The sequence below is a fragment of the Paenibacillus apis genome, from assembly GCF_018333295.1.
In the GTDB taxonomy this organism is placed as follows: domain Bacteria; phylum Bacillota; class Bacilli; order Paenibacillales; family Paenibacillaceae; genus Fontibacillus; species Fontibacillus antibioticophila.
The window spans coordinates 517,074-539,072 of record NZ_BORS01000001.1; the positions used below are offsets into that span (position 1 = coordinate 517,074).

A 21,999-nucleotide genomic window follows, 5' to 3' on the forward strand; every position below is an offset into this window, starting at 1 on the left:
GAATAAGTAAGGAAAACGGCGCCAGCATACAATACTGAAATACTGACCGGGAAGGTGAAGATCGGATGCGAAAATCTACGATAGGCAGAGTGGCTTGCCTGTACATGGTAATGTTTCTTTTAGCGTCTTGCGGTTGGCAGGAATCGAAAACGGCTGAGGAGTGGTTTGATTTCACCTGGTCCGGACTGGCAGGGATTGATACGCTCAAGTTCAAGGGGCAAGCGGCAGTAGCAAGGGGACAGCGCTGGAGTTTGGATGAGCAGTTAGGGTACAGCGGCGAGTTGAAGGATCATCAGAAGCTGAGCATGCAGAGCACTCTCCCTTCAACGAAAGCGGGCCAGGACAAGGGACAGCAGATCGAGGCGGCCGGTACCTCGCAAGCTCAGATTCAGCTTGCCTGGAACGGTGAAACCTGGAAAGTAGCAGATAGCCAAGTCTCCGCGCTCACGGCTGGGCTGTCCAGATTTAATCCGCTGGAACAGCTGGAATCTATTCGCCGCGCTTCCAAGACCATTACCGAGGAGCATGCGGCGGCGAGGGGAACCCGGGTATTGCGTATTCAGCTTGACCCGGAAGCCGCGAAGAAGGTATTGAACAAGCAATTGGTCGAGGAAATGGAAGCGGTGCGTACCGGCTGGAAGCGCAGGCTGCAGAACCTCTCGGGGGGACAGCGCAAAGAGGTGGAATCGGAACTGGAACGGGAATGGTCAAAGGGGAGGAAGCATCTCGATAACATGCTTGCTGTTTGTCAGGCAGAAACCGTCTATTATTTGACGATTAACCGGAACACAGGGCTTCCTGAACGTATGACCTCAGAGACCAGGCTGATCTATACGAATACCCGTGGTATTCAGGAGCAGGAGGCATTGCTTACGGACAGTAAATTTGAATACGGTAAATAGGCTGTGCTGACTTCTGTCCTGTGCCGTGCTACAATGAAATAGATAAATTAACCATTGTTCAACTAAATGTCGAACGGTGTTCAGGCAGCGGGCTCGCTGCGAAAATACGAAAGCAAGTATCTGGAGGAGGCTGCTCTACATGAAAGATCCAAGAATTCAGAAATTAGCGGAGAACCTGGTCGGTTATTCGGTCGATGTTCAACCAGGAGAAAATGTACTCGTAGAGATGATTGGCGACGAGCGCGACCTGCTTAAGGCAGTTGTCGAGGAAATCGGGAAGAAGGGCGGCAACGCCTTTGTGGAGCTGACAGACAAGGCCGTACAAAGCTCGCAGCTGAAATATGCGACTGAGGAAGGAATCAAAGCCTGGGCTGAATATGATCTGGTTCGCATGAAGATGATGGATTGCTATATCGGCATTCGTGCAGGCTCCAACGTCAACGACATGTCTGATGTGCCAAAAGACAAGATGAAGCTGTATAATTCGCTGTATTCTCACCCGGTACATAGCGAGCAACGGGTAAAGCAGACGAAGTGGGTTGTGCTTCGCTACCCGAATGCCAGCATGGCTCAGTTGGCAAGTATGAGCACAGAGGCCTTTGAGGACTTTTATTTTGACGTCTGCAATCTGGATTATGCCAAGATGGACCGGGCTCAGGACGCATTGTCCGAACTGATGAACCGGACCGACAAGGTACGCGTCACAGGACCGGGAACGGATCTGTCCTTCTCGATCAAGGGAATCGAATCCGAAAAATGCTCCGGTCAGAAAAATATTCCTGACGGCGAGGTATACACTGCTCCTGTGCGTGATTCCGTTAATGGTACGATCAGTTATAACGCGGCAACGCTCTATAATGGAATTACCTTTGAAAATATCAAATTCCGCTTTGAGAACGGCAAGATTGTGGAAGCGACCGGCAGTGATACAACTCGCCTGAATGAGATTCTGGATTCAGACGAAGGTGCGAGATACATCGGGGAATTTGCGATTGGCTTTAACCCGTATATTCTGCACCCGATGAAGGACATTTTGTTTGACGAGAAAATTGCGGGAAGTCTGCACTTTACTCCCGGTCAGGCCTATGAGGGTGTAACGGATAACGGCAACCGCTCCTCCATCCATTGGGACCTGGTTCTGATCCAACGTCCGGATTACGGCGGCGGGGAAATTTACTTTGATGATGTGCTCATTCGCAAGGATGGAATTTTTGTCCTTCCTGAATTGGAAGGATTGAATCCGGAGAATCTGAAATAGGAGAAATCCCTTGCTTGGAAAGCGGATTCAATGTATCATTGAGGTATGTTTTTAATGTTGCTCACGGAGGGATTACGATGTCGAATAACAATCAGGCTGTAGTAGAAATTGCGCAAACCGCTGGTAAGTACACTTCTTCGATCGTGCTTCAAGCAGACAATAAGTATATCGACGTAAAGAGTATTCTTGGCCTCTTCACTACTTTGGTTAATACGAAAAGCTATGAACTTCATGTTCACGGGCCGGATGCTGATGAAGCCAAGGCTGCCGTATCCGCTGTTTTTGCCAAACACGGTCTGGATGTAAAAGTTGTAGCCGAGTAAGAAGTGCGAGACACCCCTGCTAATAAGCGGGGGTGTTTTTTTTCAGGCTGTAATCGGATGCTGCTTCTTGTATTGGTCTGCAATTTCGTCTAATATTAAGAATAGAATAGATTTGTGGTTTATGCGGAGGATATAGGGGGGGATATACATGACTTCATCTGATTTGCAGGAGCAACTGAATCTCAGGGCATTACATCTTCTGAAGGAAGATGCCGATAAAATAGAAAAGCTGATTGAAGTGCAGATGGAGAATCTGGCTACTCGATATTGTCCTCTCTATGAGGAAGTATTGGATACTCAGATGTACGGCTTCTCCCGGCAAGTCGATTATGCTGTGCGTGTCGGGCTTGTACAGGAGGCCGTAGGCAAGCAAATCCTCAGCAAGCTGGAAAGAAACTTGGCAACGCTGTATGAGGCGCTGAATAATAAAGAATAATCCATCCTAATTCAGGAACAAAGCGCACGATCTCAGAGGATCGTGCGCTTCTTTTGTTCCTTTTAGACGAGATAGAACGAGTACCCCAGTATACAATAGACGGCGATGAGCAGCAGTCCCTCATACCAGTTGGTCTGGCCGTCCTGGGTGATGGATTTCGCGATAAAGACAGAGACGCCGATCGCCGCAAGCTCAACAACGGTAAAGACAATATCCATCGGCCTGCCGATCAAGTGGCTGATGAAGATCATGACCGGAGCGACAAACAAGGCGATCTGCAGACTGCTTCCTACTGCAATCTCGACGGCGGCACCAATCTTGTTTTTCATCGCCAGCATGATTGCCGCACTGTGTTCGGCAGCATTTCCGACGATCGCAACGACGAAGGCACCAACGAAAATTTCGCTCAGTCCGAACTTGGCGGTGAACGTATCCAGCGTATGAACCAGCCATTCACTGACAAAGGCTACCATGACGGTTGCAAGGACCAAATAGATGATGGAGCGTTGTTTGGACCAGGCAGGAGCATGCTCATGGGGCAATTCTTCCTGTGCATTGTCCGCAACATCGGCTAGAACATTTTTATGGGTGATCATCGAGAAGACGAGCCACAACAGATAGGCCACAATTAAGATGCCGGCTACGACAAGACTAACGGAATTGCGATCTTCTTCGTGCAGCACATGCGTATTAAGGAAGATTGCGGGCACAAACAGGGCGATGATCGCTACGATCATGAGCGAACCGTTCATTCCGGCCAGGGTAACATTATATCTCTGCACTTTATGCTTTAGCCCTCCTGCAAACAGGCTTAGTCCAAGCACGAGCAGCAGATTCCCGATAATCGAGCCGGTGATGCTGGCTTTAACCATATCGAAGAGTCCCTCACGGATCAGCAGCACGCCGATAATCAGCTCGGCTGCATTGCCGAAGGTTGCATTCAGGAAGCCGCCCAGACGCTGTCCTGCATAGTGGGCCACGCTTTCCGTAGCCTTTCCCAGAAAGCCTGCCACGAAGATAACGGCAACCGCTGACACGATGAACTCAAGAGTTGCCGGAAAGTGGGCGTAGTGCCCGATGGCGCTGAGTAGAAAGAAGAAGACCAGCAAGCCGGGAGATATGTACTTTTTCACGAATCAACACCTCTGCCTCCTTAAGAAATAGGAATCTAATTCAATATTCACCAATAACGTGAAGATTATAAACGATGGGTCGGAATCGGTCTATAATTTGCGAAAAAAGAGGTTAGGATTTACAATGAAATTAATGAGGTTAAAGGAGGAATGACCATGACCGAGCAATTACAATTAGATATGGGACATATTCGAATTTCAGATGACGTGGTTGCCAAGATCGCCGGAATGGCGGCTCTTGAAACGCCAGGCATTGCCGCCATGTCCGGAGGCTTGTCGGAAGGATGGGCCAAGCGTCTCAGCGGTAAAAATGTACAAAAAGGCGTCACCGTTGAAGTCGGTCAATTGGAAGCCGCAGTTGATCTCAGAATCATCGTACTGTACGAAACCCCGATTCATGAAGTGTGCCGCATGCTTCAGCAAAACGTGCGGGAAGCGGTTGAGAATATGAGCGGACTGAAGATTGTAGAAGTCAATGTCAAGGTTGAGGGCGTTGCCTTCAAGGATGACGAAATTTAAATTCGACAGTAGCAAAAAGACTTCAGGAGAGCTGCATGCAGCGTTCTCCGGAAGTCTTTTTTTGCGGATGCGACTATGGATCATTTTAACTCAGATGGTGGCGTCTGCGGCGGTCAGGCTCAAAGGGCACAGCTCCGGCCGTCTTGACGACAACAGATTTAGTACGCTCCTGTTTGACAGGAATTGACGAATCCCTGGAAATACTAAGCACGATTCCCATGGATACCATCATAACAAGCAGGGAAGAACCTCCATAACTGATGAACGGCAGGGTTACGCCGGTGATCGGAATGGTTCTTGTCACGCCGCCAATATTAATAAATGCCTGGATGGCAATAAGGCCCATGACTCCTACACCCATCAGCGTACCATAGGTAGTATGCGACCGCAGGGATACAAGAATCCCTCGCCAGATAAAGTAGATATAGACCAACAGAAACAGGATGTTGCCGATAAATCCGAATTCTTCACCGATAACGGAGAAAATAAAGTCATTGTAGGCATTCGGGAGATAGTGCAGCTTCTGGATCCCTTGTCCAAAGCCGGTGCCGGTCAATCCGCCGTGACCGATCGCAGTCATCGACTGGATCAGGTTGTAGCCGGAATCCTGAGTATCTTTCCAGGGATCAAGAAAAGCTTGAATCCGATTCAATTTATAACTGCTTTTGGCACTTGTTGTCTCACTCGGGTTGATCTTGTCCCATAGCGTGCTAGCTCCTAAGACGATGCTGGCGCCAAGTATGAGCAAGCCAATCGAGCCCAAAATATGCTTCAGATTTGCCCCGCCTGCAAAAATTAACAGACCAGCCGTCGCTACCAGGATGAAGCACGAGCCGAGGTCAGGCTGCAGCATGATCAGACCGGCAACAAAGCCGACGATCACCATGACCGGAATATAGCCGGTACGCAAATCCCGAAACCGTTCCCCTTTCTTGGAGATCAGGGCGGACAGATACATAATCGTCGTAATTTTCGCAAGCTCAGTAGGCTGAATGCCGAAGGTTCCGACCTTGAGCCAGCTGCTGGCACCGTTAATGCTGTCGGCGAAGGGAACGATCATCAAAAGGATAATCGCCAGTATAAACACCGGAACAAATAACTTCTTGAACTTCTCGTAGGGGATGTTCATCGTGATTAACATTCCAAGCATTCCTGCAACACCAAATGCGATTTGCCGCTTGGTAAAGTACATCGGGTCGTTATTAAAGGTCTGACTTACCTGTGCGATGCTGGAGCTGGAGCTGAACACCATGACGATCCCGAATCCAACGAGCAGCAAAGTTAAAATCAGCAGCTGGAAATCGGGAGCGCCGCGTCTCTCCTCTTCTTTGTTGTCCCTCATGATGGCCGGCTTAAGCCTCCAGTAGCTGCTTGAGCTCAGCGAGTCTCGCGCTGGCGGTCTTCATGACCTGAGCGGGAACTTCTGATTCATATTCAAGTCCGTGAGGGAAAGTGGCCCGCCCCATATAGACCGCTTCAATGGCCAGAACGGTATCCGGACGTTCCAGCTTACCCTCAATTGCGCGGGTATTAATCCGCAGGAAGTATTCATCTTGCTCAAACTCAATTTTATAGTCATATGTAGCGCGGTAGTACTCCCATTGCCAACGGATAAAGCCAACCTTTTCGGCGGATTCATCCAAATAGGCCAGATCGCTCTTAAGCCCGTCTAATCCTGAGTTTTCCACAATCATCTTCCTGAAGGCCCCCTTTAAAAGTTCGTAAAAAAGACACCAAAAGTTCTTCTCCCATGATATTATGTTTCCAACGCTTGTGCAAGCATGGGAAAGCCTTGCAGATCGTGAATTTTTCGCTATGGAACGAGTGCGGAGCTTGCAGGAAGCCCTGAAGTTTTTCTGCTACAATAAACTACATACATATCTGTAAAGAGGAAGTGGACTGTGTGGACAAGGAAACGCTCGTACAGTTATACCCTGTCATGGTAGGGCACCGCCGCTATCTGCATCGTCATCCGGAGCTGTCCTTCAAGGAAAAGGAAACCTCGGGCTATGTTGCCGGGCACTTGAAGCGTATGGGCATTGAACTTATTACCGGGATCGGAGGAACCGGAATCATCGGGAGAATTCGAGGCGGTAAACCCGGGAAGACCGTGGCTTTTCGCGCGGATATGGATGCCTTGCCGATCCAGGATGAGAAGCAGTGTGACTACGCTTCGCAGGTCCCCGGTGTCATGCATGCCTGCGGACATGATGGACACACGGCCACGCTGCTTGCCCTTGCGGAATACTATTCGTCGCGGCGGGAAGAGGTTGAAGGAAATATCGTATTGATCTTTCAGCCTGCTGAAGAGGTTTGTCCGGGGGGCGCCCGCTCTATGATTGAGGCAGGAGCCCTTAACGATGTAGACGTCATTTATGGAGTGCATCTGTGGACACCCATTCCAATCGGAACGGCAGGCAGTGCACCGGGGGCGCTGATGGCCTCCAACGATGATTTTGTGATTGAGCTGCGCGGCAAAGGGGGGCATGGGGGAATGCCGCATATGGCGATCGACAGCGTGGTGGCTGCCTCGGCTCTGGTGCTCCAGCTGCAATCTATTGTCAGCCGTTCGGTCGATCCGCTTCAGCCCGCAGTATTAACGATCGGCTCGATTCAGGGAGGCATGGCGCAGAATGTGATTGCAGACCGCTGCCGGCTCTCGGGGACGGTTCGCTGCTTCAACGAGGAGACGCGGACCATGATCGCCCGTCTGGTTCGCCAGGTGGTTGAGGGGACTGCTGCAGCTTACGGAGCCGAAGCAGAGATTGCTTATACCACCGGATATCCTAGCCTGATCAATCATAAGCAGGAGTACGATCGCTTTTATTCCATTGCAGGACCGGAAGCAGGCCTGAAGCCTGTACTGGCTGCACCTATCATGCCAGCCGAGGATTTTGCTTATTACTTGAAGGAAGTGCCCGGATGCTTTGTACTGGTTGGAGCGGGCAATAAGGACAAGGGGATCATCTATCCCCATCATCACCCGAAATTTGATATCGATGAAGAGAGCATGCTCCATGCCGCGACCCTTCTGGTTGCCATGAGAGAAGCGTATTGTCTGGAGAATAAAGCTTAAGAAATGAATGCAGGCACACCTTGCATGAGTACCGGACGCATAAAATTCCTGCTTTGCCGGAATGATATACCTCAAGGAGAGAAGTTCGCGGTTTGCAGCCGGCGAGCTTCTTTTTTTAAACTGGCTATACGCCTCGAACCTTAAGGAGGTATTCTGACCCGTGAACCAGAATGGTGCCTGTATCGTGCAGCGGGACTTCACTGTCTTGCTGGAGACGGATCATCCGGGATTTGAGTATGCGAGGGATTGTCTGGGAAGATTTGCGGAGCTCGTCAAGAGCCCGGCGGGCTTCCATACATACCGCATTACCCCTTTGTCGCTTTGGAACGCTGCTGCGGGAGGCAGCCGTCCTGAGGATATTTTAGGAATGCTTCGCAATATGTCTCGTTGGGAGCTGCCTCAAAGCCTTGAGCTTGAAATCGGAGAACACATGTCCAGATATGGGCTGCTCAGGCTGGGCAGAGCCCCGGAAGAACATGACAGGCTCCTTCTCAGCAGCAGCTCTGCGCGGCCAGGACTTCTCCTCAAGCTGCTGGGCGACAAGAAGAGGGCTTTCCAATTGCGTTTTACAGAGGATAGCTCCGACTCCTTAACGTTCCCTGCGAAATGGCGGGGAGCCATGAAGCAGGAGCTTATTCGCATGGGATATCCTGTTCTGGATCAAGCGGGATATCATCCGGGCCAAGCCTTGCCGCTTCAACTTGCCTTCTCCTCTGGAGCGGGCGGATTTATGCTGCGCCCGTATCAACAAGCGGCTGTGGAGGCTTTCACGGGGTCAGAGGGAGAAGGCGGAGGCGGAAGCGGGGTCATTGTTCTTCCTTGTGGAGCAGGAAAGACGATCGTTGGACTGGCGGCCATGGAGAGGCTGCAATGCGAGACGCTGATTTTAACCTCTAACGTCACATCTGTCCGCCAATGGATACATGAGATCGGAGCAAAGACGACATTGCCGCGAGAATCCGTCGGCGAGTATACCGGTCTCCACAAGCAGATCACTCCGGTTACCGTGTCCACGTATCAAATTTTGACCCACCGCGATCGGGCCGGCAACGACTTCAAGCATATGCGATTGTTTGGGGAGCGGGACTGGGGTCTGATTATTTATGATGAGGTTCATCTCTTGCCGGCCCCTGTTTTTCGCGCCACGGCAGAAATCCAGGCGACCAGAAGGCTTGGACTGACCGCAACGCTTGTCCGTGAGGATGGCTGTGAGCAGGATGTGTTCTCATTGATTGGACCGAAGCGGTATGAGCTGCCGTGGAAGGCTCTGGAGGAGCAAGGCTTTATTGCAGAAGTTGAATGCAGCGAGGTACGCATACCGCTCCCGGACAGCCTTAAGGATTCATATCTGGAGGCGGCGAGCCGGGAAAAGCACCGGATAGCAGCTGAGAATCCAAGAAAGCTGGAAGTCATCCGGAGGCTGCTGGCGCGCCACGAGGGCAGCGGCATATTAATTATCGGACAATATTTGGAGCAGCTGCGGCTGATTGCCGAAGAGCTGGGGGTTCCTTTAATCGCCGGAAATACGCCTCAGGAAGAGCGGGTTCAGCTTTTTGACCAGTTCAGACAGGGGGAGATTCCTGTGCTTGTTGTATCGAAGGTTGCCAATTTCGCTGTGGATCTGCCTGATGCCTCGGTTGCGATCCAGATATCAGGGAGCTTTGGATCCCGTCAGGAGGAGGCACAGCGCCTCGGGCGTATCCTTCGTCCCAAGGCGGACGGGCGAACGGCGCATTTTTATACAATCGTCTCGGAAGCGACGAGCGAGCAGGATTTTGCCCGGAAACGGCAATTATTTCTTATTGAGCAGGGATATCAATACGGAATAGTTCTGGAACAGGAGGGAACAGGGGATGATAGAGTATCTGTATCGCCGTTTCGCAGGACTTCCGTTCACGCTTGATCATGTGAATGGAGCGGCAGCAGGCAGAGTGAGCGGGGCTGAGCTGCGCGCATCGATTCCGGGAATGCTCCGAAGCGGACAGCTTATCGCTATGAAGAGGAGTCGGGATGAAAGAATCTACTGTATCTCCCGCTCCGCCATTCCGAGCATTTGGGAAGGGCTAAAGCCCGCAGCACCAAAAGCGATGGACGGATCAATGGCAAGGAGGATCAAAGAGCCTGGAAACGGGCTGGCTGCTGATCTGTTCCGCACATTGTCCTGGATAGGGCAGCAGGGCTTTCTTCCGTTCACCTCGAAGGGAACGATTCATCGGAGAACCATCGATAAGCTTCATGAAGTCATAAGTCTGCATGAGGAAGATTTGTCAGCACTGGGGTTGCAGTATTCTCACCAGGCTTGGTGTCCGCTAGGGCTTGCAGTTGTTCTGGACATGCTGCTGTCCCTTGGCCTGTTGTCTCAAGACCAAGACAGCTCCTGTCTAACGGTTGCACCGGAACAGCTGTCTGCCTGGCTCGCCCTGGATGCATCTGAACGGGATACAATTCTTCTTCAGGAGCTGCTGGATCGCTATCTTCCGGACGAGCCGGGGGTATGGCATATCGCTTATCGGCTGGTACAGCCTGATCTGGAAATGGCGCACTGGTATTCAGCCGATAGTCTGCTCCAGTCGCTGCTTGAGAGCGGTCTTATCGCGAGGGTTGCCGATCGCGAGCAGAACTGGCTGTATGGCTGGCTCTTTGCCTTGAGCGCATTCGGTTGGCTGGAGCTTGGGAAGGATCCTGAGGAGGATTTAATATTTCGCTGGTGCAGCAGACCAAGGCTAAAGGGTGAATTCCTTGCAGCAAGGGAACAACACAGCAATCCTGCCGGAGAGCCGGGGGGACGCTGCTACGTTCAGCCTGATTTCGAGATTCTGGTTCCTCCCGACGTCTCCCTTCATATTCGCTGGGAGCTGGAGTGCTGCTGCGAATGCCTGGTTAACGATAGAATGACCGTCTACAGACTGACCCGGAGCCGGGCGGTCCATGCTTATCAGCGGGGACGAACGCCACTTGATTTGCTGGAGCTTTTGACGTCATACTCCCATGGAGTTCCCGGCAACATTGCGCAGGTCCTTACGGATTGGGAACGCGAATTCGGGGGTACTGAGCAGCATCGGCTCACAGGCGAGGCCGGACAATCATTGGCCCTGAATGAGCGAAAACAACCCGTTTTGCTCTATCCTCGGATTAAGCCGGGTATACACGGCAGTTGCACATTTGCGACAAGACACGACGCGGCATGGATCAATCAAGGCTTCAGGCCATATCTTTATGAACCTGCCACCGAGATCCCGGGGGCGGAGGAGCTATTTCCAGGAAGAAGCCGCGTTCCTTCCATGTGGATTAGAGAGCGGAGGCAGTATCATGACTCGACGGCTCGCAGCCTGATGGATCAAGCCATGCTCTGGCGGACAGGGGTAGAAATGAATTTGAAAAGCGGAGAATGCGCGGTGTTCCTCCCTGTTCAAATTTCCGGAGAGCACAGCTGGATGGTTCGGGGGAACCTTGTAAGGGGAGAGTCGCAAGATCGGCATGTTGAAGAGGGCATCCTGCTTACACCGGATCAGTGGGAGGAGATAGGCTTGCTCCTGCCGCTGATCAATTAGCAGCAGGATGGATGCGGGAGCTTGCTGCCTTCTTCCGCACATAGACAGAGTATGGTATGATGATGAAGTCTGCATCATTGCAGATAACCATTTTACAAAGAATCGAGATGAAATTCATGAGCGTAATGGAATCCCACACGGTCGACATGGCCGAGCTGTTGATTAACGCCTATGAATTAGGCGATATGATAAACAATTCCACCGCCGTCTCCGATTATTTATATTGGAAGCAACGGGTGGAAGCCGATCGGGATATTCAGGCCCTGGTCCGGAAGCTGGATGCTCAGAAGGTATTATTTGAAGAGACACAGCGTTTCGGCCATTTCCATCCTAACTACCATGAAGCCAAGGATAAGGTGACAGAGGTAGAGGTGGAACTGGAGCAATTTGAAGCGGTCAGAAGATTCAAAGCAGCCGAGAAGGAACTGGACGACATATTGCACCAGATGTCGGAGACGATTGCCTACGCGGTCTCCGAGAGTATCAAGGTGCCGAGCAATGATCCTAATGTGAAGACGGGCGGCTGTGGAGGCGGCGGAAGCTGCGGATGCGGCTAAGGCCGTCTTAGAACTTCCGTGGATTGGAGAGGGGACAGCATGTTTCCAGAACGTACAGGTTATATCATTTGGGTAAGTGATTTGAAAGCGGCAAGAAATTTGGATAAATACGGGAGCGTACATTACTTATCCCGCCGAATGCACTATGTTGTGATGTATGTGAACGCGGACCGTGCGGAGGAGACGATGAAGAATGTGCGCAAGCTTCCTTATGTCCGCAAAATTGAACGCTCCTATCGGAATGAGATTAAGACGGAATATTCCAAGGATGTTCAGGATAAAACTCAGTATTACGGATTGTGATGAGTTTTACAGCTTTTATAGGCAACGCCAATGCAAAGCGGCCCTTCAGGCCGCTTTTTCTATATATTTAGATAAGTTTGCACAAAAAATACGATGAAGTCTTGTCGAAAGATAGCCAGTGCTGTAATATAATAGGTAATTATACTTAGTCTTTAAGACCTAACATTGCGAGGTGCGGCATGAGGGAAAAAGGCACGGCACTGAAGAGCGGCGCTATACATATTCCACTGGGTGACAAACGGGTGGCAGACATTGTCATTACACATCATGCCGAAAGACGTTATGCGGATCGAATCGGTCAGGGTGACAGCGGGGTTCATGAGATAGCCAAATGGGCATGGACTTGGTTGAGGGAAGGCAGGATCACCCCTTATTACCGAAATGAGCAGGATGTATATCTTGTCGATGATGATCTGGTGATGGTGGCTGAATTTGCGGACTTACCGGATCAGTTTGATGAGGCGGGACGTCCGCTTCATCGGATGATTGTCGTCACCTTTTTGGGGCGAATGTCGGAGACGATCGAGCTTCGTGATCTGAAATCCTATTATTCCTGGCTCCGTCATTCCAGACGAATGACCTTGATGAAGAATACGCGCAAACGGAGATAGAGACTTGATGAATAGCGTGCCTGCAGGCGCGCTTTTTTGTGTTTATGCTGTGTGTTTATGCCGTTTGTCGTTTCGGGGATAGAAATGATATTGTATAGGCAGTAAAGGAGAGATCGGTGACATGCCTTTAAACTATCATCAACTGCATATTTTCTATCTGGTGGCCGAACAGGGAAGCTTCTCCGCAGCCGCCCAGGCGCTGCATATGACCCAGCCAGCGGTGACAATGCAGATTCAATCGCTTGAGGACTATTTCGGGAGCAAGCTGCTGATCAGATCGACCAAAAAGCTGGAGCTAACCGAAGCAGGGAGAGCGCTGCTGCCTTATGCCAAGGATGCCATCGGGCTGATGCGCAGCACTGAGGAAGCGATGGCGGCCTTTGCCACCAAGCTTCAGGGCAGACTGCAGCTCGGAGCGAGCTTGACGATCGGAGAGTATGTGCTGCCCCGTCTGCTTGGCCCCTTCGGAAAGCAGTACCCGGATATTTCCATTGCATTAAAAGTCATGAATACGGCGCAAATTATGGACGAGATTGCAGGACATCAGTTGAATTTCGGACTAGTGGAGGCGCCGGTCCATCATCCGGATATGATATCCGAGCCGGTTATGGCGGATGAACTGAAGCTGATTGTTCCTTCGGGCCATCCGTTAACAGCACGAGGGCGGATTACCTTGGACGAGGTCGTGACTTATCCATTTGTCCTGCGGGAAAAGGGATCAGGTACACGCCAAGTGATGGAGACCGAGCTGATAAGGCTCGGGTTTCTGCCTGACCGGCTGGATGCGACGATGGAGCTGGGCAGTACGGGTGCCGTAAAATCAGCGGTAGAAGCGGGGCTTGGCATCACCATCATCTCGCCCTCCTCGGTTAAGCATGAACGCGAGCTGGGACTGGTCGAGGTGCTTGATATCGAAGATGCACGCTTCAAACGGCAATTTTACTCCGTCCACTTGAAGTCCATGCTTCTGCCGGGCTCGGCGGTTACCTTCTTGAATTATTTGCGCGAACAAACATTGACTGTATAGGCAGGCTATTGCAGAGCACAGTAGCTGCAGGTAAAGGAGTAGAAATGATGGAGACAGAGACAAAGCGATATGATATGCACACTCATACCCGTGCGTCTGACGGTATGAATTCCCCTTCGGAGCAGGTTCGCTTGGCTGGAGAACGAGGTCTGGCGGGCATAGCGATCACAGATCATGATACTCTGGCCGGAGTGAAGGAGGCGCTTGAGGAAGGGAGCCGGCTTGGCATCGCCATCGTTCCCGGTGTGGAGATCAGCACCCGTGCCGAGGAGAAGGACATTCATATTCTGGGGTATTATCCTGATATCGATAATGAGCAGCTGCAGCAGCGTCTGGCTAGTCTGCGTGCAACCCGCGACTCACGGAATGACCTGATGATTGCCAGGCTGCAGGAGCTCGGCCTTGAGATTACCCTCGACGAGGTTATTGCTGCTATGGGCAGACCGCTACGAAGCGGGGAGAGCCTTGGAAGACCGCATATTGCCGACGCGCTCGTCCATAAGGGCTACGCGAGAGATCTTAGAGACGCGTTTGACCGTTATCTTGCGGAAGGCAAGCCGGGCTATGTTTCTTTACCCCGTATCGCGCCGCTTGAGGCGATGGACTGGATCCGGGAGGCAGGCGGGGTGGCTGTTATCGCTCATCCGGGATTATATGGCGATGACCGGCTGGTGGAGGAGATCATTCTGCAAGGACGGCCGGATGGAATTGAAGTATACCATTCCGATCATGGCCCGGATGAAGAGAAACGTTACATGGCATTGGCAATGAGACACGCCCTGATTCCAACGGGCGGCTCCGACTATCACGGGGTCCGGCAGGGCGAGGTGTTTCACGGAGAGCTGGGCAGCAAATACGTAACGGCTGATATCGTCCAACACCTGCAGGAAAAAGCCGCTTCCCGTTCTTAGGGGGACGCGGCTGGAGCTGCACGTGACTATTTTATTTCTTAACCGTGCTTGGCAAATTCTTGATTAACTGTTCATCCGGAGTGATGAACAAAGTACGCTGATGATCGTAAATAACAAATCCGGGCTTTGCACCGTTTGGCTTGCGGACATAGCGGATCAGCGTGCAATCGACAGGTACGCTGCTGGACGACTTGGCCTGGCTGAAATAAGCGGCCAATTGAGCGGCCTCATTGAGCGTGGCGTCGCCAAAGGTCTGACTGCGGATCAGCACATGGGAGCCTGGAATATCCTTGGTATGCAGCCAGGTATCGTTCGGACTGCCGAGCCGGTTCGTTACATATTCATTTTGCAGGTTGTTTTTTCCGACATAGATCTCAATTCCCTCGGAAGAGGTGTATACATGCAGGGTAGGCTTATCCTGCTTCTTTTTCTTCTTTCCCTTCTTGCTCCGGTCCCGCAGGTATCCTTGCTGGATCAACTCCTCGCGAATTTCATCCACATCATTCATCGTCGCATAGGATAGCTGCTGCAGCAGTTCGTCCAGATATCGAATTTCCGAGCGGGTCTTGTTCATCTGCTCGTCGATTACGGCGAGGCTGTTTTTGAATTTATTGTACTTCTTGAAGTAACGTTGGGCATTTTCCGATGGAGTCAGCAGCGGGTCCAGAGGAATGGTCTCCACTGCCTGGTTCTCATCATAATAGTTAACGAGCTCAACGGATGGATCGCCCTTCTTAATGCTATGCAGCGAGGACAGAAGCAGCTCGCCCCGAATCCGGTACTGCTCGGCATCCTCCGCTTCGGCCAGATCCTTTTCCAAATTGGAGATTTTCTTCACGTTTTTATTGCGTTCATTTTGCAGGAAGCGCAGCAGATCGCTGGTCTTCTGCTTAACGGTATCCCGGAGCGCTTTTTCCCCGAAATACTCCTCCATACAGGCGCTGATCGAGTCGAATTCCTTACGATTTTCCTGAATTAGACTAAGCCGGACAGCAGAAAATACACTTTTTCCCTTGGCATTATCCCCGATCATGGGTGCATACTGATGCTCTCTTGCCTCTCCAGTCAGTTCCGAAAAGGCGTTCCAGAGCTTATCTGCGTCTACAGTCTGTTCCGCTCCAGCGGCTCCCGGCTTGCTGATGCCAAAGGCACGCCAATAGATTTCCTCTGCGATGAGGGGACTGAATCCGCTGTATGCAGCGACGAGCCATCCGGAATGGGCGGCATTTCCTTCTTCCACTGCATTTTTGAATGCAGCGAGGAACTGTTCTTTGCTGCTATCCAGCGGATCGATCTTATCCTGCGCAGGGGGCTCTGTGTAGGTGAATCCCGGCATAACGACCCGATAGCTGCTAATGGCCGGGGTCACATGATGTATACCGTCCAACTGCACCTGTGTTGCCGGGTCGAGCAAAATAATGTTGCTGTGCCGTCCCATCAATTCGATAACGAGACGCTTTAGCGAAACATCTCCCATCTCATCGCGTTGGCGAACCTCAATGTGAATAATCCGCTCTAATCCCGCTTGGGTAACCGACTCAATGGTTCCTCCCTCACAGTACTTCCGTAACAGCATACAGAACATCGGCGCCTCCTGGGGATTCGGGAAGCTCTCTTCGGTGAACTGGACCCTCGGATACGTAGGATTGGCCGATAACAGCAAGCGGCGTCCGCTGCCGGCTCCCCGCAGCTGGATTACGATATCGCTCTGGGAAGGCTGATGTATTTTGTTGATGCGCCCGCCGACGATGCTTTGCAGCTCCCGGACGATAGCGCGGGTTACGATTCCGTCTAATGCCATGACATAAGTTCTCCTGTCTATCAATCTGTCTTACCCAATTATGATGCCATACTTCCTCCGGATATTCAAAAGGTACCTTCAACTTTTGACGCGGTGTCGTGCGAGAGCGCAGCAATAAAAAGCTGGCTAGTGATGCTGCGTACGGGGGCAACGTGTGAAGTGTGCTTACGATCGCTGTTGCTCGCGGATTCCTTTGATTAAATAAAATCTGAAATTGTAGCAATCCACTCGCAAAGGCGAACACTCCGTTTCTTCAGCACTCTTCACACTTATGCCCTTTCTACGCAGGCTACTTAATTCGGCTTTATAGTGCCGGATGGACTATAGTAGTACCCCTCCGCACGTCGGATGCACGGCAGAATGCTCCAGAATCACTTGCCTAGCCTACAGGCTCGTTCATTCAGCATAGCATCTTGATGCCTGATGCATTACAAACAGTAAATAGACACACCGCATCATCATTAGGTCCCAATTTCAACAAGCAGACAGAGCAAGGGCTATTCCAGTAGATTCTGCATAATACCGGCCAAGTACGTTATGAGTAACCTCGCACCGAGCACAGCTTCCAGCGCGCGGTGTTTCGCAGTATGACGATCGGTCGTCCGCATGAAATATGAATCTTGCGGATGCAGTGAAGAAAGTTACCCTAAATTCAGTGGAAATGATAGAAATACGGATATAGTGAATTTTTTTCGCTTAAAGTGGGCTATACCGTGGGTTTAACTAGATACTGGAGATCTAAGGTAATTTTTTTCACTAAAATCGGATTTGAGCCCCGAATGAAGAATTTAAGGTAAGAAATTTCACTGGAGCATGACCGGAATGAGACTGAGTAAATGGGATGAGTAAAGCTCGGATCAAGACTGGAATACCAAGTAGGATAACAAAGTTCCGTGTTCCGCATAAGGCTGAAGCAACGTGCGACTGGGCGCAACTCCAGGCGCCAGTGTTCCATGGGCTGTGCGTACAGTGAATTGCGCAGGCTTCCATTTGCGATGCCTAGCCTAAGGCGACTAAGGCGAGCCTGGCAGCAAGGTGAAGTTTGAAGAAGGCTTGCGTGAAGTATTCTGCTTGCGTGCCGGAGGCGGCAAGCTTACTGTAATGCAACATGTGGCGCAGCCATGTGCAAACTGCATTTCAGTTAAACTGCAAAGGCGAAGTAGCAAGGGCATAAGTGTGAAGTGTTACAAGCTTTCTGTAAGAAAGCTACTTCGGAAGCATCAAGCGTCAGCGTTCGCCTTTGTGAGTGGATTTCTCCCTTGTTTGAACTTAGTCCAATAAGAGAAATCCGCGAGCAACAGCGATCGTAGGCACACCTCACACGTTGCCCCTCTAACGCGCCTCCTTTTGTTTAGCTGCCCCCTCCCGCTTGCATGCCGCTGGCTGACAATCTGCCCCAAACTTAAGTGTACGGGCTGTGATATTTTTGGACTGGCTGGAATACAGTTTACCAGTAGGTGGAAAAGCCTTAGCACTGTTTACCGCAAAATACGGGAGGGGAATCGGGAGGATGGAGCAAAAAAACTGGCACCAGTGGAGTGGAGAGGAAGTTTTGGCCCATCTCGGGGTTGAGCGTGATCTAGGTCTGACTCCGAGTGAGGCCGAGAAGCGGAGAGAGCAGTACGGCTGGAATGAACTGTCAGAGGGAGAACGCATTTCCCCGCTTCTGTTGTTCTTGAACCAGTTCAAGGATTTTATGATGCTGGTATTGATGGGGGCCACCTTGATCTCGGGAATTCTGGGTGAATATCTCGACGCCATAACGATAATAGCGATCATTATTTTGAACAGTGTGCTCGGGTTTGTGCAAGAATTTCGGGCAGAGCGTTCCCTCCGCGCGTTGAAGCAATTGTCAGCGCCCCATGCCAATGTTCTCCGGGAGGGAGTAGTCCGGAATATTCCGGCTAAAGAGCTGGTTCCTGGCGATATTATCGCTGTAGAGAGCGGAGACCGTATTCCGGCTGATATCCGCTGGTTGTCTGCGCATAGTCTGGATGTAGAGGAGTCGGCATTGACCGGTGAGTCACATCCGGTAGCCAAGCACGCAGGCAAATTGATCGAGGCGGAGGTGCCGCTTGGAGACCAGAAGAATCTTGGCTTTATGGGAACGATGGTCACCCGTGGCAGTGGAAGGGGCGTTGTCATCCGCAGCGGCATGGATACCGAAATGGGTAAGATCGCGGATCTGATTCAAAGTACAGATGTACAAGAGACCCCGCTTCAACGGCGGCTTGAGCAACTTGGGAAAATTTTGATTTATTTGGCACTCGGCCTGACTGTGCTTGTGGTCCTTGTGGGTATTATGCATGGGCAGCCTGCCGGGGCTATGTTCTTCGCGGGTGTAAGTCTGGCGGTAGCCGCGATTCCGGAGGGCTTGCCCGCCATCGTTACGATTGCCCTGGCGCTTGGTGTCCAGCGGATGATCAAGCGCAAGGCGATTGTGCGCAAGCTGCCTTCCGTAGAGACGCTGGGCTGTGCCTCTGTCATCTGCTCCGACAAGACGGGAACCTTGACGCAGAACAAGATGACCGTTACACGTCTATGGCTGGAGGGACGTACACTAGAGGTAACCGGAGAAGGATATGAGCCGGTCGGTCATATTTTGGAGAACGGCAAGCCGGTTGACCTCAAGAAGGATCAGAGCCTACGCCGGCTGCTGCAGGCAAGCGCGCTTTGCTCCAATGCGGAAATTTATGAGGAAGAGGCCAGTCTGCGGGGAAAAAAGAAAGCGCGGGAAGAGCCCGCCGAGCTGCAATGGAAGCTAAAGGGCGACCCGACCGAGGGAGCGCTGGTAGTTCTATCCGCCAAGCTGGGCTTGACCTCCCATGCACTGAGCACTGTCTACAAAAGAGAGCAGGAGTTTCCGTTTGACTCCCAACGCAAGATGATGTCCGTGGTTGTGGCCCACCAAGGCGGGCATATGGCGCTTGTCAAGGGAGCGCCGGATATGCTGCTTGATAAGTGCTCCTATATACTGTGGGATGGGAAGGTCGTTCCATTTACCGGGACCCTTCGCCACCGGGTGCAATGCGAGAATGAAGAGCTTGCCCGGGGTGCGCTTCGTGTGCTCGGTATGGCCTATCGTGATCTTAAGCCGAATGAAAATATGGAGAACCAGGATATTGTGGAATCTCATCTGGTCTTTGTAGGCCTGGCTGGCATGATTGATCCTCCCCGTAAGGAAGCGAAGGAGGCAATCTCGGTGTGTCGGCGGGCCGGAATCAAGACAATCATGATCACGGGCGATCACAAGCTGACGGCGGAGGCCATTGCGGCAGAGCTGGGGATTTTGCAGCGGGGCGGCTCTTCCTTGGCAGGACATCAACTGGCCGGAATGAGCGATGAGGAGCTGGAACGCCAGGTTGATCTGGTCTGTGTGTATTCCCGGGTTGCGCCGGAGCACAAGCTTCGCATCGTCAAGGCGCTCCAGCGGAAGGGCCATGTGGTAGCCATGACCGGGGATGGAGTAAATGATGCTCCGGCCATCAAAGCAGCGGACATTGGGATTGCCATGGGGATCACCGGAACGGACGTTTCCAAGGAAGCCTCATCTCTCATCCTGAGCGATGATAATTTCACCTCAATCGTCGCAGCGATTGAAGAGGGACGGAATATTTACGAAAATATCCGCAAATTTATCCGTTATTTGCTCGCATCCAATGTCGGTGAGATTCTGACCATGCTCTTCGCAATGCTTGCAGGCTTGCCGTTGCCGCTGCTCCCGATCCAGATCCTCTGGGTTAATCTGGTGACGGACGGTCTGCCGGCGATGGCGCTTGGCGTCGATCAGCCGGAGAAGGACCTGATGGAGCATAAGCCCCGTGGCGCAAACGAGAATATATTTGCCAGAAGACTGGGCTGGAAGATTCTTAGCCGGGGCTTGCTGATCGGTGTGTGCACCCTGGCTGCATTCTGGATTACGTACAGTGCGGACCCGAGCAGCGCACAGCAGCTTGCAACCGCACAGTCTGTAGCATTTGCAACGCTGGTAATGGCTCAACTCATTCACGTGTTTGACTGCCGCAGCTCCAGATCCATCTTCCATCGCAACATTCTGCAGAATAAATATTTGGTGGTTGCCGTCTTGTCATCCATACTGCTGCTTCTCGGAGTTATGTACATTGAGGCGCTTCAGCCGATCTTCAAGACAGTGCCGCTAGGAACCCGGGAATGGGCAATCACCCTGGTGGCGGCAGGCATTCCGACCTTCCTGCTCGGTGCCGGCAGTGTATGGTCCGGCCGGCGTCGCCGGAAGTATACCGGTCCAGGGCCGATGATGACCGCGAAAAGTACAAACATTCGTGCATAGAATCAATACCAATCCACCCCTGCAAAATATAGACTTACCCCATAAAGAGGAAGTTCATAAAAAGCTGACTTTTTGAACTCGCACTTAAAGGGGTGGACATCTGATGGAATTCACGAAAATGCACGGACTTGGTAACGACTTTCTTGTATTTTATGGCCTGAATGAGCTTCCTGCCAATGTGTCAGAGCTGGCTATTCAGTGGTGCAACCGGTTCTTTGGGGCTGGTGGGGATGGCCTGGTGTTTATTCTGCCTTCCGAACGGGCTGATTTTAAGATGAGAATTATTAATTCGGACGGAACCGAGGCGGAGCAGTGCGGGAACGCCATTCGCTGTGTATCCAAATACGTCTATGATCACGGGTATACAGATCGATCGCAGATTACGATAGAAACATTGGGTGCCGGCGTGCAGCAAGTTACGCTGAACGTCGTGGAGGGAGCGGTCAGCACGGTTACGGTTGACATGGGCGAGCCGATCCTGGATGGCCATGCTGTGCCGACAACCCTGTCCGGCAAGCCGGTGCTGGACCAACCGATCGAAGCGGCAGGACGCGAATTCAGGTTTACTGCGGTATCTATGGGAAATCCGCACTGTGTCATCTATGTGGATGATGCTCCGAGCTTTGAGGTGCTGGAATGGGGGCCGCGTCTGGAGACTCATCCTTATTTTCCGCGCAAAGTGAATGTGGAATTCGCTAGTGTGACTGCACGCGACCGGGTAGAAATGCGGGTATGGGAACGCGGGGCAGGATCAACCTTGGCTTGCGGCACGGGCGCATGCGCTACCCTGGTATCCTCTGTACTGAACGGGCACACGGATCGTGCCGCCTGGATTGGACTTAAGGGCGGAGACCTGTATATTGAATGGAATGAACAAAATAATCATGTCTATATGACCGGACCGGCAGAGGCAGTGTATCAGGGCCGCATCGGTTAAGGAACTGAATTGATGTTTGCTTGAGACTGTGATGTATATTAGTTGGACATAAGAAGCTAAGTAGAAATGGCATAAGTGTGAAGTGTTAAGAGGGTGTCCCAGAAGTGATCATAAGATGACAGCATAATGATTGGGGGCACCCTCTCTCATTTTGTCAAATAAAAAGAAACCGTTCTCTGGAAAATGGAGGTACCATCCAACCATAAACCAAGGAGACGGTTTCTTTTTACATACTTGGTCTAACGGGCATTATATCTCCTTACGGTCCGCCTTTGGATGAGCCAGAATTGTAACGGACATTTTGGCTTCTTAGAGAGTAGAATGGAGTGAATCAGAGTCGTTTGA

General features: G+C 51.6%; 19 protein-coding genes. 15 read left to right on the forward strand and 4 right to left on the reverse strand.

The window, feature by feature from the left end; all coding sequences use genetic code 11:
* Positions 1–65 precede the first annotated feature (65 nt).
* The 4 genes from KI362_RS02270 to KI362_RS02285 all read left to right on the forward strand — a co-directional run bounded on the left by KI362_RS02270 (position 66) and on the right by KI362_RS02285 (position 2,919).
* Positions 66–902 (forward strand): hypothetical protein, encoded by an 837-nt coding sequence (locus KI362_RS02270; protein ID WP_301624540.1) that lies wholly within the window; start codon positions 66–68, stop codon positions 900–902.
* Positions 903–1,041: 139 nt separating this feature from the next.
* Positions 1,042–2,160 (forward strand): aminopeptidase, encoded by a 1,119-nt coding sequence (locus KI362_RS02275; protein ID WP_301624541.1) that lies wholly within the window; start codon positions 1,042–1,044, stop codon positions 2,158–2,160.
* 77 nt (positions 2,161–2,237) lie between these two features.
* A complete protein-coding gene (locus KI362_RS02280; protein WP_044480002.1) occupies positions 2,238–2,483 on the forward strand; it encodes an HPr family phosphocarrier protein in 246 nt (81 codons plus the stop codon).
* 148 nt (positions 2,484–2,631) lie between these two features.
* Positions 2,632–2,919 carry a YlaN family protein gene (locus tag KI362_RS02285; RefSeq protein WP_044479198.1) on the forward strand — a complete coding sequence of 96 codons (288 nt, stop codon included), beginning with the start codon at positions 2,632–2,634 and terminating at the stop codon, positions 2,917–2,919.
* 62 nt (positions 2,920–2,981) lie between these two features.
* Here the strand turns inward: KI362_RS02285 and cax are convergent, their stop codons facing one another.
* Complete coding sequence (gene cax, locus KI362_RS02290; protein WP_044479197.1) at positions 2,982–4,052, reverse strand: calcium/proton exchanger; 1,071 nt, start codon at positions 4,050–4,052, stop codon at positions 2,982–2,984.
* Between the two features lie 156 nt (positions 4,053–4,208).
* Here cax and KI362_RS02295 point away from each other — a divergent pair, with 156 nt between their 5' ends.
* Positions 4,209–4,571 (forward strand): Asp23/Gls24 family envelope stress response protein, encoded by a 363-nt coding sequence (locus KI362_RS02295; protein WP_044479196.1) that lies wholly within the window; start codon positions 4,209–4,211, stop codon positions 4,569–4,571.
* A gap of 85 nt (positions 4,572–4,656) precedes the next feature.
* On the opposite strand, the gene ftsW is transcribed toward KI362_RS02295, so the two are convergent.
* Both ftsW and KI362_RS02305 read right to left on the reverse strand, forming a co-directional pair.
* A complete protein-coding gene (ftsW, locus tag KI362_RS02300; protein ID WP_301624543.1) occupies positions 4,657–5,913 on the reverse strand; it encodes a putative lipid II flippase FtsW in 1,257 nt (418 codons plus the stop codon).
* A gap of 10 nt (positions 5,914–5,923) precedes the next feature.
* Positions 5,924–6,265: a YugN family protein gene (locus KI362_RS02305; RefSeq protein ID WP_044479194.1), complete on the reverse strand. Its 342-nt coding sequence runs from the start codon at positions 6,263–6,265 to the stop codon at positions 5,924–5,926.
* A 209-nt stretch (positions 6,266–6,474) separates the two neighbouring features.
* Between KI362_RS02305 and KI362_RS02310 the strand changes: the two genes are divergently transcribed.
* The 8 genes from KI362_RS02310 (at position 6,475) to KI362_RS02345 (ending at position 14,607) form a co-directional block, all read left to right on the forward strand.
* Complete coding sequence (locus KI362_RS02310) at positions 6,475–7,647, forward strand: amidohydrolase (protein WP_301624544.1); 1,173 nt, start codon at positions 6,475–6,477, stop codon at positions 7,645–7,647.
* 160 nt (positions 7,648–7,807) lie between these two features.
* The gene (locus KI362_RS02315) at positions 7,808–9,550 is read left to right on the forward strand and encodes a DNA repair helicase XPB (RefSeq protein ID WP_301624545.1); all 1,743 of its coding nucleotides are present in this window, start codon (positions 7,808–7,810) and stop codon (positions 9,548–9,550) included.
* Entirely contained in the window at positions 9,501–11,198 is a 1,698-nt protein-coding gene (locus KI362_RS02320; RefSeq protein WP_301624547.1) for a helicase-associated domain-containing protein, read from the forward strand. Before KI362_RS02315 ends, KI362_RS02320 begins: the two co-directional genes overlap by 50 nt.
* A 116-nt stretch (positions 11,199–11,314) precedes the next feature.
* Entirely contained in the window at positions 11,315–11,755 is a 441-nt protein-coding gene (locus KI362_RS02325; RefSeq protein WP_044479999.1) for a YlbF family regulator, read from the forward strand.
* Positions 11,756–11,794: 39 nt separating this feature from the next.
* Positions 11,795–12,058 (forward strand): YlbG family protein, encoded by a 264-nt coding sequence (locus tag KI362_RS02330; protein WP_044479191.1) that lies wholly within the window; start codon positions 11,795–11,797, stop codon positions 12,056–12,058.
* 179 nt (positions 12,059–12,237) lie between these two features.
* A complete protein-coding gene (locus KI362_RS02335) occupies positions 12,238–12,669 on the forward strand; it encodes a hypothetical protein (protein WP_044479190.1) in 432 nt (143 codons plus the stop codon).
* Between the two features lie 121 nt (positions 12,670–12,790).
* The gene (locus KI362_RS02340) at positions 12,791–13,696 is read left to right on the forward strand and encodes a selenium metabolism-associated LysR family transcriptional regulator (protein ID WP_301624550.1); all 906 of its coding nucleotides are present in this window, start codon (positions 12,791–12,793) and stop codon (positions 13,694–13,696) included.
* Positions 13,697–13,743: 47 nt separating this feature from the next.
* Complete coding sequence (locus KI362_RS02345) at positions 13,744–14,607, forward strand: PHP domain-containing protein (protein ID WP_301624551.1); 864 nt, start codon at positions 13,744–13,746, stop codon at positions 14,605–14,607.
* A gap of 31 nt (positions 14,608–14,638) precedes the next feature.
* Here the strand turns inward: KI362_RS02345 and KI362_RS02350 are convergent, their stop codons facing one another.
* Positions 14,639–16,408: an Rqc2 family fibronectin-binding protein gene (locus tag KI362_RS02350; RefSeq protein WP_301624552.1), complete on the reverse strand. Its 1,770-nt coding sequence runs from the start codon at positions 16,406–16,408 to the stop codon at positions 14,639–14,641.
* 1,510 nt (positions 16,409–17,918) lie between these two features.
* Between KI362_RS02350 and KI362_RS02355 the strand changes: the two genes are divergently transcribed.
* Entirely contained in the window at positions 17,919–20,717 is a 2,799-nt protein-coding gene (locus KI362_RS02355) for a calcium-translocating P-type ATPase, SERCA-type (RefSeq protein WP_301624553.1), read from the forward strand.
* A gap of 103 nt (positions 20,718–20,820) precedes the next feature.
* The gene (gene dapF / locus KI362_RS02360) at positions 20,821–21,654 is read left to right on the forward strand and encodes a diaminopimelate epimerase (RefSeq protein WP_301624555.1); all 834 of its coding nucleotides are present in this window, start codon (positions 20,821–20,823) and stop codon (positions 21,652–21,654) included.
* The last annotated feature ends 345 nt before the right edge of the window (positions 21,655–21,999 follow it).

Coding starts and splice junctions, on each gene's coding strand:
- ftsW (WP_301624543.1), bottom strand. CDS start 5,913: ATGAGGGACAACAAAGAAGAGGAGAGACGCGGCGCTCCCGATTTCCAG.
- KI362_RS02335 (WP_044479190.1), top strand. CDS start 12,238: ATGAGGGAAAAAGGCACGGCACTGAAGAGCGGCGCTATACATATTCCA.
- KI362_RS02345 (WP_301624551.1), top strand. CDS start 13,744: ATGGAGACAGAGACAAAGCGATATGATATGCACACTCATACCCGTGCG.
- KI362_RS02340 (WP_301624550.1), top strand. CDS start 12,791: ATGCCTTTAAACTATCATCAACTGCATATTTTCTATCTGGTGGCCGAA.
- KI362_RS02330 (WP_044479191.1), top strand. CDS start 11,795: ATGTTTCCAGAACGTACAGGTTATATCATTTGGGTAAGTGATTTGAAA.
- KI362_RS02320 (WP_301624547.1), top strand. CDS start 9,501: ATGATAGAGTATCTGTATCGCCGTTTCGCAGGACTTCCGTTCACGCTT.
- KI362_RS02270 (WP_301624540.1), top strand. CDS start 66: ATGCGAAAATCTACGATAGGCAGAGTGGCTTGCCTGTACATGGTAATG.
- dapF (WP_301624555.1), top strand. CDS start 20,821: ATGGAATTCACGAAAATGCACGGACTTGGTAACGACTTTCTTGTATTT.
- KI362_RS02280 (WP_044480002.1), top strand. CDS start 2,238: ATGTCGAATAACAATCAGGCTGTAGTAGAAATTGCGCAAACCGCTGGT.
- KI362_RS02285 (WP_044479198.1), top strand. CDS start 2,632: ATGACTTCATCTGATTTGCAGGAGCAACTGAATCTCAGGGCATTACAT.
- KI362_RS02325 (WP_044479999.1), top strand. CDS start 11,315: ATGAGCGTAATGGAATCCCACACGGTCGACATGGCCGAGCTGTTGATT.
- KI362_RS02275 (WP_301624541.1), top strand. CDS start 1,042: ATGAAAGATCCAAGAATTCAGAAATTAGCGGAGAACCTGGTCGGTTAT.
- KI362_RS02350 (WP_301624552.1), bottom strand. CDS start 16,408: ATGGCATTAGACGGAATCGTAACCCGCGCTATCGTCCGGGAGCTGCAA.
- KI362_RS02355 (WP_301624553.1), top strand. CDS start 17,919: ATGGAGCAAAAAAACTGGCACCAGTGGAGTGGAGAGGAAGTTTTGGCC.
- KI362_RS02295 (WP_044479196.1), top strand. CDS start 4,209: ATGACCGAGCAATTACAATTAGATATGGGACATATTCGAATTTCAGAT.
- KI362_RS02305 (WP_044479194.1), bottom strand. CDS start 6,265: ATGATTGTGGAAAACTCAGGATTAGACGGGCTTAAGAGCGATCTGGCC.